At 62.8% G+C, this 17,081-nt stretch carries 20 protein-coding genes and 1 tRNA gene; 13 read left to right on the plus strand and 8 right to left on the minus strand.

Annotated features, from left to right (window positions below):
- Positions 1-5: 5 nt before the first annotated feature.
- Both AACY13_RS22260 and AACY13_RS22265 read right to left on the minus strand, forming a co-directional pair.
- On the minus strand, positions 6-815 hold the full coding sequence (locus AACY13_RS22260; protein WP_339463775.1) for a cytochrome c: 810 nt from the start codon (positions 813-815) through the stop codon (positions 6-8).
- Positions 812-1,171, minus strand: coding sequence for a rhodanese-like domain-containing protein (locus AACY13_RS22265; RefSeq protein ID WP_339463776.1), 360 nt, complete (start codon positions 1,169-1,171; stop codon positions 812-814). The genes AACY13_RS22260 and AACY13_RS22265 overlap by 4 nt, the downstream gene beginning before the upstream one ends.
- A gap of 690 nt (positions 1,172-1,861) precedes the next feature.
- On the opposite strand from AACY13_RS22265, the gene AACY13_RS22270 reads away from it, so the two are divergent.
- From AACY13_RS22270 to AACY13_RS22280, 3 genes are all read left to right on the plus strand, one after another.
- Entirely contained in the window at positions 1,862-3,067 is a 1,206-nt protein-coding gene (locus tag AACY13_RS22270) for an acetyl-CoA C-acetyltransferase (RefSeq protein WP_339463778.1), read from the plus strand.
- Positions 3,068-3,230: 163 nt separating this feature from the next.
- Positions 3,231-5,390 carry a 3-hydroxyacyl-CoA dehydrogenase NAD-binding domain-containing protein gene (locus AACY13_RS22275; protein WP_339463779.1) on the plus strand — a complete coding sequence of 720 codons (2,160 nt, stop codon included), beginning with the start codon at positions 3,231-3,233 and terminating at the stop codon, positions 5,388-5,390.
- A gap of 195 nt (positions 5,391-5,585) precedes the next feature.
- Positions 5,586-6,062 (plus strand): hypothetical protein, encoded by a 477-nt coding sequence (locus tag AACY13_RS22280; protein WP_339463780.1) that lies wholly within the window; start codon positions 5,586-5,588, stop codon positions 6,060-6,062.
- Between the two features lie 39 nt (positions 6,063-6,101).
- Here AACY13_RS22280 and ptrC read toward each other — a convergent pair whose 3' ends face one another.
- Positions 6,102-6,296, minus strand: coding sequence for a type III secretion system co-regulatory protein PtrC (ptrC, locus tag AACY13_RS22285; protein ID WP_339463781.1), 195 nt, complete (start codon positions 6,294-6,296; stop codon positions 6,102-6,104).
- Between the two features lie 26 nt (positions 6,297-6,322).
- Positions 6,323-6,457 (minus strand): hypothetical protein, encoded by a 135-nt coding sequence (locus AACY13_RS22290; protein WP_339463782.1) that lies wholly within the window; start codon positions 6,455-6,457, stop codon positions 6,323-6,325.
- Between the two features lie 221 nt (positions 6,458-6,678).
- Here AACY13_RS22290 and AACY13_RS22295 point away from each other — a divergent pair, with 221 nt between their 5' ends.
- Positions 6,679-7,407, plus strand: a complete 729-nt coding sequence (locus AACY13_RS22295) for an amidotransferase (RefSeq protein ID WP_339463783.1) — start codon at positions 6,679-6,681, stop codon at positions 7,405-7,407.
- 59 nt (positions 7,408-7,466) lie between these two features.
- Here the strand turns inward: AACY13_RS22295 and AACY13_RS22300 are convergent, their stop codons facing one another.
- Both AACY13_RS22300 and AACY13_RS22305 read right to left on the minus strand, forming a co-directional pair.
- Positions 7,467-8,189, minus strand: a complete 723-nt coding sequence (locus AACY13_RS22300) for a lysophospholipid acyltransferase family protein (RefSeq protein WP_339463784.1) — start codon at positions 8,187-8,189, stop codon at positions 7,467-7,469.
- 202 nt (positions 8,190-8,391) lie between these two features.
- Positions 8,392-9,081, minus strand: coding sequence for a crotonase/enoyl-CoA hydratase family protein (locus AACY13_RS22305; RefSeq protein ID WP_339463785.1), 690 nt, complete (start codon positions 9,079-9,081; stop codon positions 8,392-8,394).
- Between the two features lie 197 nt (positions 9,082-9,278).
- On the opposite strand from AACY13_RS22305, the gene AACY13_RS22310 reads away from it, so the two are divergent.
- From AACY13_RS22310 to efp, 5 genes are all read left to right on the plus strand, one after another.
- Positions 9,279-9,506: a hypothetical protein gene (locus AACY13_RS22310; RefSeq protein WP_339463786.1), complete on the plus strand. Its 228-nt coding sequence runs from the start codon at positions 9,279-9,281 to the stop codon at positions 9,504-9,506.
- Between the two features lie 92 nt (positions 9,507-9,598).
- A tRNA-Ser gene (locus AACY13_RS22315) sits at positions 9,599-9,688 on the plus strand.
- A 312-nt stretch (positions 9,689-10,000) separates the two neighbouring features.
- Entirely contained in the window at positions 10,001-10,639 is a 639-nt protein-coding gene (locus AACY13_RS22320; RefSeq protein WP_339463809.1) for a substrate-binding periplasmic protein, read from the plus strand.
- Positions 10,640-10,691: 52 nt separating this feature from the next.
- Positions 10,692-11,825 carry an elongation factor P maturation arginine rhamnosyltransferase EarP gene (gene earP, locus AACY13_RS22325; protein ID WP_339463787.1) on the plus strand — a complete coding sequence of 378 codons (1,134 nt, stop codon included), beginning with the start codon at positions 10,692-10,694 and terminating at the stop codon, positions 11,823-11,825.
- Positions 11,826-11,871: 46 nt separating this feature from the next.
- Positions 11,872-12,444, plus strand: coding sequence for an elongation factor P (efp, locus tag AACY13_RS22330; RefSeq protein ID WP_339463788.1), 573 nt, complete (start codon positions 11,872-11,874; stop codon positions 12,442-12,444).
- A 148-nt stretch (positions 12,445-12,592) separates the two neighbouring features.
- On the opposite strand, the gene AACY13_RS22335 is transcribed toward efp, so the two are convergent.
- Positions 12,593-13,549, minus strand: coding sequence for a LysR family transcriptional regulator (locus tag AACY13_RS22335; protein WP_339463789.1), 957 nt, complete (start codon positions 13,547-13,549; stop codon positions 12,593-12,595).
- Positions 13,550-13,655: 106 nt separating this feature from the next.
- Between AACY13_RS22335 and AACY13_RS22340 the strand changes: the two genes are divergently transcribed.
- Positions 13,656-14,411 carry a sulfite exporter TauE/SafE family protein gene (locus AACY13_RS22340; protein WP_339463790.1) on the plus strand — a complete coding sequence of 252 codons (756 nt, stop codon included), beginning with the start codon at positions 13,656-13,658 and terminating at the stop codon, positions 14,409-14,411.
- Here AACY13_RS22340 and AACY13_RS22345 read toward each other — a convergent pair.
- The gene (locus tag AACY13_RS22345) at positions 14,401-15,255 is read right to left on the minus strand and encodes a LysR substrate-binding domain-containing protein (RefSeq protein WP_339463791.1); all 855 of its coding nucleotides are present in this window, start codon (positions 15,253-15,255) and stop codon (positions 14,401-14,403) included. The two genes, AACY13_RS22340 and AACY13_RS22345, sit on opposite strands and share 11 nt — an antisense overlap.
- Before the next feature lie 96 nt (positions 15,256-15,351).
- Between AACY13_RS22345 and AACY13_RS22350 the strand changes: the two genes are divergently transcribed.
- From AACY13_RS22350 to AACY13_RS22360, 3 genes are read left to right on the plus strand one after another with little or no spacing between them, the layout of a single operon-like run.
- Entirely contained in the window at positions 15,352-15,582 is a 231-nt protein-coding gene (locus AACY13_RS22350; RefSeq protein WP_339463792.1) for a DUF1127 domain-containing protein, read from the plus strand.
- 48 nt (positions 15,583-15,630) lie between these two features.
- Positions 15,631-16,569 (plus strand): DMT family transporter, encoded by a 939-nt coding sequence (locus AACY13_RS22355; protein ID WP_339463794.1) that lies wholly within the window; start codon positions 15,631-15,633, stop codon positions 16,567-16,569.
- A gap of 35 nt (positions 16,570-16,604) precedes the next feature.
- Positions 16,605-17,078 carry a DUF3291 domain-containing protein gene (locus tag AACY13_RS22360; RefSeq protein ID WP_339463795.1) on the plus strand — a complete coding sequence of 158 codons (474 nt, stop codon included), beginning with the start codon at positions 16,605-16,607 and terminating at the stop codon, positions 17,076-17,078.
- The last annotated feature ends 3 nt before the right edge of the window (positions 17,079-17,081 follow it).

A 17,081-nucleotide genomic window follows, 5' to 3' on the forward strand; every position in this document is an offset into this window, starting at 1 on the left:
AGCCTTCAAGGCACGGCCTTGCGCCCCGCCATATGCCCCAGATACTCAATCAACTCCGCCAGCTCCTGCTCATTCATTGCCTCGAGCGAGAACCCCGGCATCTTGCCCTGCGGCCAGTGCCGCAGGCTTTGCGGGTCGCGGATATAGCGGCCGAGGAAGTCGCCGCTGAAATACTCGGTCGGGTTATGCGGCACATTCAGGTCGGGGCCGAACTGTGAGTCTCCCGCGCCGTTGAGGCGGTGGCAGGCCATGCAGTGCTTCTGGTACTGGAGCAGGCCGGCCTGCACTGCGGCGCTGGCATCGGCGGCCGGTAGCAGTTGCGGGAAGCGTTGCGCCACCGGGGCCAGTTTGCGAATGGCCACCACCTGGAAGGGCCATTGTTCCGGGCTGATCTGGCTGGCGGCGGGGTTTTGCCAGACCAGGTAGAAGGGGCCGGCACTGGGTTTGTCGACGCCAAGGACGGGCCAGGGCTGGTTCGGGTCCTCGATGGCCAGCCAGGCCTGGCTGCCGCCCGGGGTGAGCACCAGAGCGGCCGGCAGTTCGGCGGCAAAACCGTCGCGGGCCACCAGTTGCAGGTGTTCATCGGCCTGCACGCCCTCGAGCAGCGCCGCCAGCGGCACGGCGCGGTAGCTCATGGGGCCTTGGTAGCTGACGTCCTGGTCGATGTCGATCTGTTGCGTCAGCGGATGCTTGAGCAGTTCGGCGCTGCTCCAGTGCTGGCTCTCGGCCCCTATATCGAGGAGCAGTTCTGCGGCCTGAAGGGGGCCGCCCAGCAGCAGGGCCAGCAGGCCGATCAGTAATGGGCGGGTATTCAAGGGTGATTCTCCAGGGCCAGTTTCAGTTCGCCATAACCACCGGCATTGATCAGGTTGCGGTAGCCCAGGGCGCGCAGGCTGGCTTCGGCCAGCGCCGAGCGGCGGCCGCTGCGGCAATAGAGCACGATGGAGGTGTCCAGGTCGGGGGCCAGGCTGGCGATCTGCGCGGCTATCTCCTCGTGGCCGATGCGCCGGGCCCCGGGCAGGGCACCGGCGGCGAACTCCTCGGCGGTGCGCACATCGATCAACAGGTGAGCGGGCGATTGCAGCGCGTCGATCACGGCGGGTCGTTCGGCTTCGCAGGCCGACAGCAGCAGGCCGGCGACCAGGCCAAGGGCGGTAAGCAGTAAGCGCATGAGGGCCTCCCGAACCAACAATGGCGTCACCCTAGCACAGGGGCTGGCCGTGCTGCAGGGGCGGGTTCAGGGGCGGGCAGGGCATAGCGAAGCCTGCCGCCGGGGGCTGCTGCAACGCAGCGACCCCGGCAGCAGGACGAGGGACGTTAGCTGACCAGGCGGGTCAGGTTGGGAAGAATCAGAATCAGGGTGGTGGCAAATACGATCACGCTGGCCTGGCGAATCTTGGCTTGATTGAACATGGCGACTGACCTTGTTGTTGTTCTTGGTGTGGCATTCCCTGCTCGCTGTCACTGCCTGCGGGCCGCGGCGTCACGCCGTTGGTGGATCAAGCCGCCCCGGCAAAACCCGGCGGCGGCACCTGCTCAGGCATGTGGTCATACCAGTGCCTGAATCAACTGTAGGGGTACTCGGCCTGGGGCTATAGACGTGTTGATTGCTAGGGCTCTCAGGTTTGTTCCCACAGGTTATGACGCAGGCCCTGCCGAGCGCGGTGGACCCTTGAGCTAGACGGCATGCACGGGCACGGCAGGGCTATTGACCGTTCGTCTGAGCTGAGCGGTCAATAGCCCTGAGCATTTCGGTCATTGAGCCTGCAAAGTCAGGGCGTATGGTGTAGCCAGCTCAACAACAGGCGCAATCGATCGATATGTGCCGCCAGCCACCCTCCATTGGAGGTCTGAGGAAGCCATGACCGAAGCATTTATTTTCGATGCGGTGCGCACGCCCCGCGGCAAGGGCAAGAAGGACGGGGCGCTGTACAGCGTCAAGCCTGTCGATCTGATCGCCGGCCTGCTTAAGGCGCTGCAAGCGCGCAATAACCTGGACACCAGCCAGGTCGACGACATCGTGCTCGGCTGCGTGACGCCAGTGGGTGATCAAGGCGCGGACATCGCCAAGACCGCGGCCATGGTTGCCGATTGGGATGTCAGTGTGTCGGGTGTGCAGCTCAACCGTTTCTGCGCCTCGGGGCTGGAAGCGGTGAACCTCGGCGCGATGAAGGTGCGCTCCGGTTTCGAGGACCTGGTGGTGGTCGGCGGCGTCGAGTCGATGTCGCGCATTCCCATGGGCTCCGACGGCGGTGCCTGGGTGATGGACCCGGCGACCAATATGCATACCCATTTCACCCCGCAGGGCATCGGCGCGGACCTGATCGCCACCCTGGAGGGCTTCAGTCGTAACGACGTCGACAGCTTCGCCCTGCGCTCGCAGCAGAAGGCCGCCCGCGCCAGCAAGGACGGCTCGTTCAGCAAATCGCTGATTCCCGTGGCGGATCAGAACGGCATCGTGCTACTCGACCACGACGAATTTATCCGCGGTGAGTCCACCCTCGAGGGCCTGGGCAAGCTCAAGCCGAGCTTCGAGATGATGGGCCAGATGGGCTTCGACAGCACCGCGCTGCGGGTCTACAGCCACGTCGAGCAGATCAACCACGTGCACACCCCGGGCAACAGCTCCGGCATCGTCGATGGTTCGGCCCTGATGTTGATCGGCAGCGCTGCCAAGGGCAAGGAGCTGGGCTTGAAGCCGCGCGCGCGCATCGTCGCCACCGCCGTGACCAGCACCGACCCGACCATCATGCTCACCGGCCCGGCACCCGCCACGCGCAAGGCGCTGGCCAAGGCCGGACTGGACGTCGACGACATCGACCTGTTCGAGGTCAACGAGGCGTTCGCCTCGGTGGTGATGAAGTTTATGAAGGACATGGGCGTTGCCGAGGACAAGGTCAACGTCAACGGCGGCTCCATCGCCATGGGCCACCCGCTGGGCGCGACCGGCTGCGCGATCCTCGGCACCCTGCTCGACGAGCTGGAGAAGCGTCAGTTGCGCTACGGCCTGGCCACCCTCTGCGTAGGCGGCGGCATGGGTATAGCCACCATCATCGAACGTATTTAAGGAGCTATCACGGGCTACTGCGCTCGGCCATGCTGCGTTGGAAATCCTCCGGAAATGCTCATTTGCACCAGCAAACTCCGCTTTCCGAATGGTTTCCGCCTTGCCTGACCTTCGCTCGTGACGCCCCTGAAGCGCTCCCCCGACATTTGGGAAGTGAATAGAAATGACTGACGCCATCCGTTACGAAAAAGGCCAGGACAATATCGTCGTTCTGACCATGGACATGCCCGGCCAGAGTGCCAACACCATGAACGCGGTATACCGCGAAGCTATGGGCGCTACCGTTGCCCGTCTGGAAGCTGAGAAAGACAGCATTGCTGGGGTGATTGTGACCTCGGCGAAGAAGACCTTCTTCGCCGGCGGCGACCTCAATGAGCTGATCAAGGTGACCAAGGCCGACGCACCGGCTTTCTACCAGATGATCCTCAATATCAAGGGCCAACTGCGCCGCTTGGAATGCCTCGGCAAGCCGGTGGTGGCCGCCATCAATGGTGCGGCCCTGGGCGGCGGCTGGGAAATTGCCCTGGCCTGTCATCACCGTATCGCCCTGGACAGTTCCAGTATCCAGCTCGGCCTGCCGGAAGTGACCCTCGGCCTGTTGCCGGGCGGCGGCGGGGTGGTGCGCATGGTGCGCCTGCTCGGCCTGGAAAAGGCCCTGCCGTATCTGGCCGAAGGCAAGAAGGTTCGTCCGGATGCCGCGCTCAAGGCCGGTCTGATCCACGAACTGGCCAGCAACAGCGACGACCTGCTGGCCAAGGCCCGCGCCTGGATTGTCGCCAACCCCGCGCCCAAACAACCTTGGGATGTGGCCGGCTACAAGATCCCGGGCGGCACGCCGTCCAGCCCCAACGTCGCGCAGATGCTGGCCATCGCCCCGAGCGTATTGCGCGACAAGACCAAGGGCTGCTTCCCGGCACCGGAGAAGATCATGTGCGCCGCCGTCGAGGGTGCTCAGGTCGACTTCGACACCGCGCAGATCATCGAGGCGCGCTACTTCACCGAGCTGACCTGCGGCCAGGTGGCGAAGAACATGATTGGCACCTTCTGGTTCCAGCTCAATGAAATCAACGCCGGCGGCTCCCGCCCGCAAGGTTTCGAGCCCTATGTGACCAAGAAGGTCGGCGTGCTCGGGGCCGGCATGATGGGTGCCGGCATTGCCTATGTGTCGGCGGTGGCCGGTATCGAGGTGGTGCTCAAGGACATCTCCATCGAGGCCGCAGAGAAGGGCAAGGATTACTCGGCCAAGCTGCTGGAGAAGAAGGTCGGCCGTGGCCAGATGAGCGTCGAGAAGCGCGATGGCATCCTGGCGCGGATCAAGCCAACCGTCAGCGATGCCGATTTCGAAGGCTGCGACCTGATTATCGAAGCGGTGTTCGAGGATCGCGACCTCAAGGCCAATGTCACTGCGGCTGCCGAACGTGCGGCTCTGAGCGACGCGGTAATTGCCTCCAACACCTCGACCTTGCCGATTACCGGCCTGGCTGCGGCAGTGCAGAAGCAGGACAAGTTTATCGGCCTGCATTTCTTCAGCCCGGTGGACAAGATGCCGCTGGTGGAAATCATCAAGGGCGAGCACACCAGCGACGAGACCCTGGCGCGCGGCTTCGACTACGTGATGCAGATCAAGAAGACCCCGATCGTGGTCAACGACAGCCGCGGCTTCTTCACCTCGCGGGTGTTCGGCACCTTCACCAACGAAGGCCTGGCCATGCTGGGCGAAGGCGTGAGCGCGGCGATGATCGAAAACGAAGCGCGCAAGGCCGGCATGCCGGTCGGCCCGTTGGCGATCAGCGACGAAGTGTCGATGAGCCTGATGAACCATATCCGCCAGCAGACCATCAAGGACCTGGCCGCCGAAGGCAAGCAGATCCCCGCGCATCCGGCCTTTGCGGTGATCGACATGATGCTCAATGAGTACAAACGCCCAGGCAAAGCGGCGGGTGCGGGCTTCTACGAATACCCGGCGGCCGGCGCTCCGGCGGGCGGCAAGAAGCATCTGTGGCCGGAGTTGAAGGCGCGTTTCGAGAAGGCGGATGCGCAGATTTCGCAGATCGATGTGCGCGATCGCATCCTGTTTATCCAGGCCATCGAAACCGTGCGCTGCGTGGAAGAGGGCGTGCTGACGTCGGTGGCCGACGCCAATATCGGCTCGATCATGGGCATCGGCTTTGCCGCCTGGACCGGCGGGGCGCTGCAGTTTATCAACCAGTATGGCGTGCAGGACTTCGTCGCCCGCGCCCAGTACCTGGCCGAGCAGTACGGCGAGCGCTTCCTGCCGCCGGCGTTGTTGCTGGAGAAGGCAGCGAAGAACCAGACGTTCTAACCGTCCGCTGGGTACTCGATGCCGTTCGCTTTCCCAGGCGAACGGCATTTTTGTTTCAGCGCGGACATGACGCGCTGGCGTCGCTGTCTTGCTCCTCAATCGAGCAGTCTTGTGGCTCAGTAGCGTTTTTTATCTATGGCCCATGGCCATTATCGGCCTGCTTGTTTAGGCTGCGTGCTTTTCAGGGAGATGGACATGCTACGCGCAGCTATTGTGTTGTTGGCGGCACTGGCCGGTATGGCGCAGGCGGCCGAGGATCGGGTGTATCTACTGGCGACGGCCAATCTTGGCGGTTCCAACCTGGCCCAGAGCGTGTTTCTCCACGAGCCCGATATCACCACCCTGGCCGATTGCGAGGCGGCGCGGCTGCAGGGCATACGCGAGCGGGACTGGGCGCGTTACCACCATGTTTTTATGCGCGATCGCATGCAGGGCTTTACCGTACAGCGGCAGTATCGCTGCGTGCTCAGCGCTCAGCTGATCGATGCCTGGTATGACAAGGACCGCTACGATCACGCCTACCTGATAACGGTCGATGCCGGGGCGCATTTGCGCCTGCGTAAAACCAGCAGCCTGGCTGTCTGCACCGGGCTGCTGGGGGACCTGAGCGACAGCGCGCGTGAGCAGGCGCAATGCGCCAAATCCAATCAGCGTTTGCTGGGTGAGCCGTGACAGCCTGAAATTGAAAGCGCCTCTGGGAGGACCAGAGGGTCAGGACTTGCAAGTGTTCAGCAGTTGGCTGATGGCCTGGCGCTCGCTCAGTCGGGTCGGCATTTTCAGGGTGGTCAACTTGCCATCGACCGACTGAATGGCCAGCTCGGACTCGAAGTGGATACCACTGTCGTCGACGGTGGCGTAGGTCACGCCATAGACGTTCTGGTTGCTCAGCGATTGGGCGATGCTCATGGCGGTCTCCTGATTTCGGGGCGCGGTTATTTGGCGGCGTTCTGCTCAGCCTTGAGTTGTGCGGCTTGCACTTTCGCGGCTTGGCGCTGGTTGCTGGCGCTGTGGGTGCTGTTGAAGGCCGATGCGGCAAGCAGGCTGGCGATGGCGGAGAAGCTGGTCATGCTGATGTCCTCTGGTTGGTGGGGCGCAGTGCCCGATGGCCAGATCATCGGCGTGTGCCGCTATCGACAGAAGTGAATGGTGCTTATGGTGACTATCGAGGGCGCTGATGGAGCGCGGGAAATTGCTCGGGTTTGACCCACGGCTATTGCCTTGCAGCCTGTCAGCAGGCACGCTTGCGGGCTGAAATAACAACCCTCCTGCGCCCTAGGTAACCGCCCATATGCCGCTGCAGATCTGCATCCTGGAAACCGATGTTCTTCGCCCTGAGTTGGTCGACCAATACGACAGTTATGGCCGTATGTTCGAGCAGCTGTTTGCCCGCCAGCCGATAGCGGCCGAGTTCAAGGTATACAACGTGGTGGATGGTCACTATCCGCCCGATAGCGAGCAGTACGATGCCTACCTGGTGACGGGCAGCAAGGCCGATTCTTTCGGTACCGACCCCTGGATCGCTACCCTGAAAACCTACCTGCTGGAGCGTTATGCCCGAGGCGACAAGCTGCTGGGCATCTGCTTCGGCCATCAGCTGTTGGCGCTGCTGCTGGGCGGCAAGGCCGAGCGTGCGGAGCAGGGCTGGGGGGTGGGCATTCACCGCTATCGCATGGAGCACAGGCCGGCCTGGATGAGCCCCGACCTGGAAGAGCTGACCCTGCTGATCAGCCACCAGGACCAGGTCACCCGCTTGCCGGACAACGCCACGCTACTGGCCAGCAGCGATTTCTGTCCGATCGCGTCCTACTGCATCGACGATCAGGTGCTGTGCTTCCAGGGGCATCCGGAGTTCGTCCACGACTATTCACGGGCACTGCTCGACATGCGTCAACAGCACATCGGCGAGCCGGCCTACTCCAGGGGGGTGGCCAGCCTGGAGCATGACCACCAGGGGCATACCGTGGCCGAGTGGATGATGCGCTTCGTGGCCCACGGCCGTGCCGGCCTGAACGGTTAAGCCGGCCTGTAAACGCAAAAAAGCCCGGTTATCCGGGCTTTTTGCTCGCTGGGGTGGGGTCAGCTGCCGCTCAGTTGCCGGTCCATGGCTTCGATGCACTGCTGCATCTGGCTGCGGCAGTTGTCGAGTAGCTGCGGTAGATCATCCAGGCTCAGGCCCGCGGTGGGAATGGCCGGCAGCGAGCGGATCATGATCTCGCCGCTGTTCCAGCGGTTGAGGCGCATATGCTTGACGTAGGTGCTGGCGCACACCGGGATGATCGGCACGCCGGCGGCAATCGCCATCTGGAAGGCCCCTTTCTTGAACGGCAGCAGGCCATCGCCCAGGTTGCGGGTGCCTTCGGGGAACACCCAGATCGAGGTGTCCTTGTGCTTGAGGGTCTCGGTGGTGGTGAGCATGGCCTGCCTGGCGCGCATGGCATTGCCGCGGTCGAGCAGCACGTTGCCGGCCAGCCAGTAGAGTTGGCCGAAGAAGGGCACCCACTTCAGGCTTTTCTTGCCGATGCTGACGGTGCGTCTGGGCACCACGGCACCCAGCACATAGAGGTCGTAGTTGGACTGGTGGTTGGCCACTATCACGCAGGGCTCGCGTTGCTCGAACAGCGAGCCGACCTCGGTTTGCAGGCGCAGGCGCAGCAGCCACCGCGCCGGCAGGCTGTACAGACGTGCGCAGAGCCGGCTGTTATCCGGATTGAACGGCCGACAGATGCCCAGCAGCAGACCGAGGATGCCGGCGAGGATAAAGTGCACGGCCATCGCCAGCATGCGCAATAGAAAAAGCATTTGGTACGTCCGTCATAAGAAAAAGGCGCGCAGTGTACGGGCGTGCACTGTTTTCGGCAATTGCTGCAAACGCACTGCTTTCTGTCGCCATCGGCGCTTATCGTGCGCGAGCAGGTCGGCAGAAGGGCTTGCGCCGCCCCGCTCCCGACCGCAATAAAAAAGCCCGGCGCTCAAGGCCGGGCTCTGTACGGGCGGTGCGGAATCAGATCAGCTGCTGCTTATCCAGTTCGACGGCCAGATCGAGGGCTTCGAGCAGGGCTTTGCGCACTTTCAGCTTGGTGTTCTTGTGCGCGGTCATATTGATCTTCTTCATCTGCTGGGCGACGGCCTGGGCGGTTGCCTGCAGCTGTTCGGCCGGCACCACCTTGTCGAGGAAGCCGGCATCTACTGCGCTTTGCGGATCGAACATCTCGCCATTGATCACCGAGCGGTGGAAGGCCGACTTGCGCAGGCGGTCACGGGCCAGTTCGATGCCGGCGTGGTGCATGGTCATGCCGATCTGTACTTCGTTGAGGCCGATGCTGAAGGCACCCTCGACGCCGATGCGGTAGTCGGACGACAGCAGGATAAAGGCCCCCTTGGCCACCGCATGGCCTGGGCAGGCGACGATGATCGGGAAGGGGTGGGCGAGCATGCGGCGTGCCAGGGTCGAACCGGCGGCCACCAGGTTGATCGCGTTCTGCGGGCCCGAGGTCATCACCTTGAGGTCGTAGCCACCGGAGAGAATGCCCGGCTGGCCGGTGATGATGACGATGGCCTTGTCCTGTTCGGCGCGATCCAGAGCCGCATTGAAGGCGGTGATCACGTCCGGGGAAATGGCATTTACCTTGCCGTTGCACAGGGTCAGGGTGGCGATGCCATCTTCGAATTGGTAGCTGATCAGGTCGCTCATGGTCGGGTTCCTTGGACTGAAGTGGAGCAGACGTTACTCATCCGCACTGGCCAGGTAAAGCGCCATGGCTGACTGGTGAGTCAGCGCCGCTGACGGTTCGTAGCGTCGAGGCCGCTGTCTATCGGGCCGATCAATAGCGGCAATTGGCTGCAGGCGCGCGGCTGGCTCATGGTCCGCGTCCGACCGTGGAGAAGCCAATGCCCAGATCAACCTCCGTACAATCTATATGGCGCGCCGTGCTGGCCATGGCCTTGTTGCTCGGTCTGCTGCTGCTCGCCACCCACAGCAGCAGCCAGACCCCACTGGGCACCCTGGGCGTGTTTGCCTTCAGCCTGTTTATTTCCCTGGGTTTTCTCCTGTTCGGCCGCCAGTCCTTTCCGCTGGCCGAGCAGGACACACCGTCCGATACCGAGCATCGGGCATAAGCGCATGAAAATTCTGAAAAAAACTTTTGCCTTTGGCGGGCTGTTCGGCTAGATTAGCGCGCCTCGACAGACAGCAATGAATGTCGATACCCGGTGAAGTGTCCGAGTGGCTTAAGGAGCACGCCTGGAAAGTGTGTATACGAGAAATCGTATCGAGAGTTCGAATCTCTCCTTCACCGCCATATAGATTCAGTTAAGGCCCTGATAACTAACAAGTTGTCGGGGCCTTTTGCTTTCTGGCGTTTGCTCGCCGCATTCCTGCGTTCGAGCCGCGGCGTGGTTTCCTCTACCTGCGTTGATCTGGGCCGGTATTTTACCGGGCCATAAGGCCTAGACTGGTAGCACCTCTCTCTTGGCTAGACGCTTAGATGAAAAGACTGCTGCCTGCGCTGTTGCTCGTATTGCTGCCGCTGGCCCATGCCGAGCCGCTGGCCATTCGCGTCTGCCATGACCGCGAGCCACTGCGGCCCTGACGTCTGGAGGGGCAGCAGGGGCTGGACTTCGAGTTGGTGCGTCAACTGCAGGCACCGCTGAATGTGCGCTTCGAATTTGTCGCGCTGCCTTGGAAGCGCTGTTTGCTGAGCCTGCAGCGTGGTCGGGTGGATGCGGCCATGGGCGTGAGCTATTCCGAAGAGCGGGGAGCCTTTGCCATCTATCCGCTGCTCCAGCAGCAACCCCAGGCGGCCCTGCGCATGCGCAGCGAAAGCTATGTGCTGTACCGGCGCAAGGGCCATGCGGTGCGCTGGACGGACAATGGCTTTGTCAACCTGCAGGGCCCGATCGGCGTGCAGCTGGGGTACTCGGTGATCGAGTTGCTGGAGCGCCATGGCGCGACCATCGACAGCGGGGCCAGCAGCGCCGAAGCCAATCTGCACAAATTGCTCAAGGGGCGGCTCGCGGCCGTGGTGCTGCTTGGGCAGGAGGGCGACTACTGGCTGCGGCATAATCTGGAATTCCATGTGGCGCTGGAGCGTGTCGAGCCGGCGCTGCAGGAAAAGCATTATTACCTGGTCTATTCGCAAGCCTTTTACCAGCGTCATGCCGCACTGGTGCAGCGTAGTTGGCAGGGCGTCGCGCTGGCGCGGGATTCGGCCTTGTTTCGCCAGCAACTGGACGCCAGCGTGCTGGAGTGAGCGGCGGCTGCGTGAGTCTTGGTAAACTGCGCGCCTATTGATGGGGCGGTGCATGAAGGCGAGCTGGGATATTTTCTGTAGCGTGGTCGACAACTACGGCGACATTGGGGTGACCTGGCGTCTGGCCCGGCAGTTGGTTGCCGAGCATGATCTGGCAGTGCGCCTGTGGGTGGATGACCTCGGTGCTTTTGTCCGTCTATGTCCCGAAGCCGATCGGCAGGCGGCGCAGCAGAGGCGGGAAGGGGTCGAGATCCGTCAGTGGCCTGTGCCCTGGCAGCCGGTTGAACCTGCCGATGTGGTGATCGAGGCCTTCGCCTGCGAGTTGCCCGAAGCTTATGTCGCGGCCATGGCGGCGCGGCCGAACAAGGTGTTGTGGCTGAACCTGGAGTACCTCAGTGCCGAAGACTGGGTCGAGGGGTGTCACGGGCTGCCGTCGCTGCAATCCAATGGCCTGCCCAAGTTCTTCTTCTTTCCAGGCTTTACCCCAGGCAGTGGCGGGTTGCTGCGCGAGCGCGAGTTGCTGGCGCAGCGCCAGGCCTTTCAGGCCGATCCAGCGGCGCAGGAGGCTTTTTTACGCAGCATTGGCGTTAAGCCTCTGCCGGGCGCGCGGCGGATTTCCCTATTTGCTTACGAGAACAGGGCGCTGGCCGGCTGGCTGGATGCCTTGGCCAGCGACAGCCAACCCAGCCAGTTGCTGGTGCCGGAGGGGCGTATCCTCAGCGATCTGCAGGCCTGGCTCGGCGGCGTGTCCTTGCCGATCGGCACGCTGCTGCAGCGCGGCCAGTTGCAGGTTCAGGTACTGCCGTTTATCCGTCAGGAGCAGTACGACCGCCTGCTCTGGTGCTGCGATCTGAATGCGGTACGCGGCGAGGATTCCTTCGTGCGGGCGCAATGGGCGGGGCGGCCACTGCTGTGGCATATCTATTGGCAGGAGGACGCTGCGCACCTGGAAAAGCTCGAGGCCTTTCTGGCGCTGTATAAAGAGGGCTTGTCGCCTGCTGCGGGCGAGGCGCTGAGTGGTTTCTGGCGCGCCTGGAACGGCGGCGAGGAACTGGCCGACGACTGGCAGGCGCTGCTCAAAAGCTGGCCGGAACTGGTCGAGCATGCCGAACACTGGTGTCTGCAACGCGCCTCGCAGGCCGATCTTGCCGCGGCGCTGGTGCAGTTTTACCTAAATTGGCTATGATACGCGGCCTAGAATTCTGTAACTCCATCCAAACCCGGATATTCGTATGAAAACCGCACAAGAAATGAAGCCCAACAGTGTGGCCCTGATCGACGGCCAACCTTGGCTGATCCAGAAGGCCGAATTCACCAAGTCCGGTCGTAACAGCGCCATCGTTAAAATGAAGTTGAAGAACCTGCTGAGCGGCTCCTCGACTGAAACCGTGTACAAGGCTGATGACAAGCTTGAACCGGTTATCCTCGACCGCGTAAGCGTGACTTACTCGTACTACAGCGAGCCGAACTACGTCTTTATGGACGAAGAGTTCAACCAGTACGAGCTGAACAAGGACGACCTGGAAAGCGTAATGCCGTACATCGTCGATGGCATGACCGACGTCTGCGAAGCCGTGTTCTTCGAAGGCAAAGTGGTTTCGGTTGACCTGCCGACCACCATCGTTCGCCAGATCACCTACACCGAAGGTTCCGCTCGCGGCGACACCTCCGGCAAAGTGATGAAACCAGCCAAGCTGAGCAACGGTACCGAAGTCAAGGTTGCGGATTTCTGCAACATCGACGACTGGATCGAAATCGATACCCGTACCGGCGAGTACAAATCCCGCGCCAAGGCACCGGTCTAAGATCGGCAGCCCTCGCGAGAAGAAAGAGCCCGGCCTTAGCGCCGGGCTTTTTTATGGCCTGCCATCCATGGCGGCCACCCTTCGGGTCGTCGCTGCGCGACGCTAAAAATGATTCCCGATCATTTTTTCTGCCTGCAGTTTCTGCTCTTTAACTGCGTTGCAAGCCGCTCTGCAACGCCAGATCCCAGGGCGCGACCGGGCCGAAGCGATTCTTCAGAAACTCCAGCAGCAGGCGGCTGCGCGAGTCGGTTTCCCGTTCCAGGCGCAGGGCGTAGATGCCGCTGGGTTCGGGGGCGGGCAGGCCGTTCTCGCAGAACAAGGGCAGCAACTCGCCGCGCAGCAGGTAGTCGCTGATCAGCCAGGTGGGCAGGTGGGCGATGCCCAGGCCGGCGAGGGCGCTGAACAGCAGGGCCTCGGCGTTGTTGGCGGTCATGCGCAGGCGCTTTGGCCGGCACAGTTGCAGCTTGCCGTCCAACTCGAAGCGCCAGGCATAGGGCGGTGCCAGGCCGTCCCAGTCGAGGCCGTGATGTTCCAGCAGTTCGCCGGGGGTGCGCGGCACGCCATGCTGCGCCAGATAGTCCGGGCTGGCGCAGACGATCCGCACCATGGGCGACAACGCGGTGGCGACCAGGCGGGTGTCGGCCAGCGGGCCGATACGCAGCACCAGATCGACCTCGCCCAGGTGCGCACCATGCAGGTCGATGAAGCTGTCGATCAGGCGCAACTGCACATCCAGGCCTGGGTAGGCGAGCAGAAATTCGGCAATCGCCGGGGCCAGATGGCGGCGGCCGAAGGGGGTGGGGGCGTCGATGCGGATCAGGCCCTCGGGGGCGCTGCTCAGCGACACGGCTTCGGCGCGGGCCAGGTGCAGTTCGGCGAGAATGCGTCGCGCGCGTTCGGCAAAGGCTAGCCCAGCCGGGGTGGCCCGTACCGCATGGGTGCTGCGACTGAACAGACTGCTACCCAGGGAGCGCTCCAGGGCATCTATGCGCCGCGCCACGGCCGAGGGCGTCAGGGGGTGGCGGCGGGCGGCGGCGGAAAAGCTGCCGGTTTCCAGTACATCGAGAAACAGGCTGAGCTGATCGGTCAGGGTATCGGGGTTCATTCGAGTGCTCTGTTATGCGGATAATGCATAGCCATTGTGCGTGGCTGTGCGTTTCCCTGCCAGTGGCCAGTGATTAGGCTAGTGGCACCTTTTCTGGAACGCCCCGATGAACCTGCTCGACTTTGCCCTGAACCTTTTTCTCGGGCTTGCCCTTGGCACCCTGGGCGGGCTGTTCGGTATTGGTGGCGGGCTGATTGCGATTCCGGCTCTGGGCGTGCTGTTCGACCTGGACCAGCAGCTGGCCCAGGGCACCGCGCTGGTGATGGTGGTGCCCAATGTGCTGTTGGCGTTGTGGCGCTATCACCAGCGCAACCGTATCGACCCGCGCCACGCCCTGGCGCTGGCGCTGAGCAGCCTGCTCTTCGCCCTGCTCGGGGCCAGCTGGGCGGTGACCCTGGAAGCCGAGCGCATGCGCATCGGCTTTGTCGTCTTCCTCCTGGCACTGGCGCTGTACAACCTGTCGCGTCTGTACTGGCGGCCGGCTCCAGCCCTGGCGCAGTTGCGCTATCCATGGCCCTGGCTAGGCGTCCTGGGCAGCGGCGCGGGGTTACTTGGCGGCTTGTTCGGGGTGGGTGGCGCGGTATTGGCCACGCCGGTATTGACCAGTTTGTTCGGCACCACCCAGGTGGTGGCCCAGGGCTTGTCCCTGGCACTGGCGGCACCCAGCACCGGGGTGACCCTGGCCACCTATGCGTTGCATGGTCATGTCGACTGGCTGCTGGGGTTGCCGCTGGCGCTGGGCGGGTTGTTCAGCATCAGCTGGGGGGTCAAGCTCGCGCATGCCTTGCCGGAGCAGGTGCTGCGCGGCCTGTTTAGCGCCTTCCTGCTGCTCTGTGCGCTGCTCCTGGGGCTTAAAGCCTGAAGCCTTCGACTATGTGCTCGGCCAGGGTTTCGGTCACCGGCGACCGGGTGTTGGCATTGCGCAGCAGCACGATGCTGGCCGAGGGCATGGCTGGCAGACCTTCGGCTTCACCGATGATGCGCAGGTCGGGAGTGATCAGGCTCTGCAGTTGCGCGGTGATCGCCAGGCCGGCGCTGACCACCGCCATGATCGCCGAGAGGCTGGGGCTGGTATAGGCGAGGCGGTATTGGCGCTCCATGGCATCGAGCGCATTGCAGGCCCAGGAGCGGCAGAAGCACTGGGCATTGAACATCGCCAGCGGCAGCGGTTCCTGTTCGTGGAGGCAGAAGCCCTGGGCTTCGGCCCAGACGATGCGCTCCTGGCGCAGGAGCTGACCGATTTCGGTACCCGGCTCGCGGGTGACGATGGTCAAATCCAGATCCTGGCGTTGCAACAGGTTGTACGACGGCTCGCAGTGCAGCTCCACCTGCACCAGTGGGTAGGCCTGGGCGAAGCGTGAGAGGATGCCGGGCATAAAGCGCATCACGTAATCATCCGGGGTGCCGATGCGCACCGAGCCGACCATGTGCGGCTCGCGCATGGTGTTCATCACCTCGCCATGCAGCTTGAGGATGCGCCGGGCGTAGCCGAGTAGCACCTGGCCTTCGGCAGTCAGGCTGAGCTGGCGGCCGTCGCGCTGAAACAGCGGGCGCTGGATGACGTCCTCTTCCAGGCGTTTCATCTGCATGCTGACCGCCGATTGGGTGCGGTTGACCATCTCCGCGGCTCGGGTAAAGCCGCCATTGTCGGCAATGGCGACAAAGGTGCGCAGCAGTTCGCTGTCGATGCTCGGGTAGTTGGCCATTCATCAATCTCAGAGATGGTGTGCATAAGAAACATTCGTTGGATTGATCATAAGTCCAGCGCGAGACTGTCGCCAACCCCACAGGAGGGCGACGAGATGAAAGGTCAGAAAGGTTATGTACTCGCAACAGTCTTGCCCCGGTATCCGAGCCTGGGCGCATGGGCCAGAAAGTTTGGACGGCAGCTCAAGCGCTGGTATCAGCTGGCCGAACAGCGTCGGCAGTTAGCGGCGCTGGATGAGACCGCACTCAAGGATCTAGGTTTGAGTCGGGGCGATGTAATGCAGGAAGTCGAACGGCCATTCTGGGATGATCCGCTGTCACGCTGAACGTTTGATTGAGGGAGTTTGTATGCCAGGTGCAAGCCGGGTGAGCGCATGAGTGGTACGCGCAAGAATGCCGATGTATTTCTGTTTCAACTGATGCTGTTGTTGTGCGCCATCTGGGGCTTGCAGCAGGTGGCGATCAAACTGGCGGCGGCGGATATCGCGCCGCTGATGCAGGTGGCGCTGCGCTCGGGCATCGCCGCGCTACTGGTTGGCGCGTTGATGCTCTGGCAGCGCGGCTGGCAGGGCTGGCTGGGCTCTACCTGGGGCGGCGGTGTGCTCGCCGGCGTGCTGTTCGGTCTGGAGTTCTTCTTTATCGCCCAGGGGCTGCAGTACACCTCGGCCTCGCATATGGCGGTGTTTCTCTACACCGCGCCAATATTTTCCGCCCTGGGCCTGCATTTTCTGCTGCCGAGCGAGCGTCTGCGTGCGCTGCAATGGCTGGGTATCGGCCTGTGTTTCGCCGGTATCGCGGTGGCCTTCGGTGCGGGCATGGACTGGACGGCGCTGGACCGGCGGATGCTGCTGGGCGATGCCCTGGGGTTGCTGGCCGGCATGGCCTGGGGGGCGACCACCGTGGTGGTGCGCGGCTCGCGCCTGTCGGAAGCGCCGCCGACTCTGACGCTGTTCTACCAGCTGGGGGTTTCCTTCGTGCTGTTGCTGGGCTATGCGGCGGCGACCGATCAGCTCGGGCCGATCCGCTGGACAGCGATCAGTGTCGCCAGCGTGCTGCTGCAGGGCGTGGTGGTGTCCTTTCTCAGTTACCTCGCCTGGTTCTGGCTGCTGCGGCGTTACCTGGCGTCGAATATGGCGGTGTTCTCCTTTATGACTCCGCTGTTCGGGGTGAGCTTCGGCGTGCTGATTCTCGATGAGCCCCTGAGCCTGAACTTCGTTGTCGGTGCCGTACTGGTGCTGCTGGGCATTGGCCTGGTCAGCAATCATGTCTGGCTCGGCAAGCGCCTGAAAACCTGGCGGCTGGTGCTGCCTTGATCTATACGATGAGTCCACCCGACAAGGAAAACCGCATGATCGCTTACCAACTCGCGCAACTGAATATCGCCAGCATGCTGCAACCACTGGAATCGCCGGGCATGGCGGATTTCGTCGCCAATCTGGAGCGGATCAATGCCCTGGCCGAAGCGGCACCCGGGTTTGTCTGGCGGCTGCAGGACGAGGCGGGGGATGCCACCGCCATCCGCCCCTTTGGTGAGGAGGTGCTGGTCAATCTGTCGCTCTGGCGCGATGTCGAGGCGCTCAGGGACTATGTCTATAAGTCCGCCCATGCCGAGATGCTCAAGCGCCGTAACGAATGGTTCACGCGCATGGGCGAGGCGCATATGGTGCTGTGGTGGGTCCCGGCCGGCCATCTACCTAGCGTCGACGAGGCAGCCGCACGCCTGCGGTTGCTGCGTGAGCAGGGACCGACTGCCCAGGCCTTCAGCTTCCGGCAGACTTTTTTGCCCACCGACATTCAGGCCTTGGCAGTCGATCACTCTTAATCC

It is taken from the genome of Pseudomonas sp. EA_105y_Pfl2_R69 (genome assembly GCF_963970915.1).
Classification (GTDB): Bacteria; Pseudomonadota; Gammaproteobacteria; order Pseudomonadales; family Pseudomonadaceae; genus Aquipseudomonas.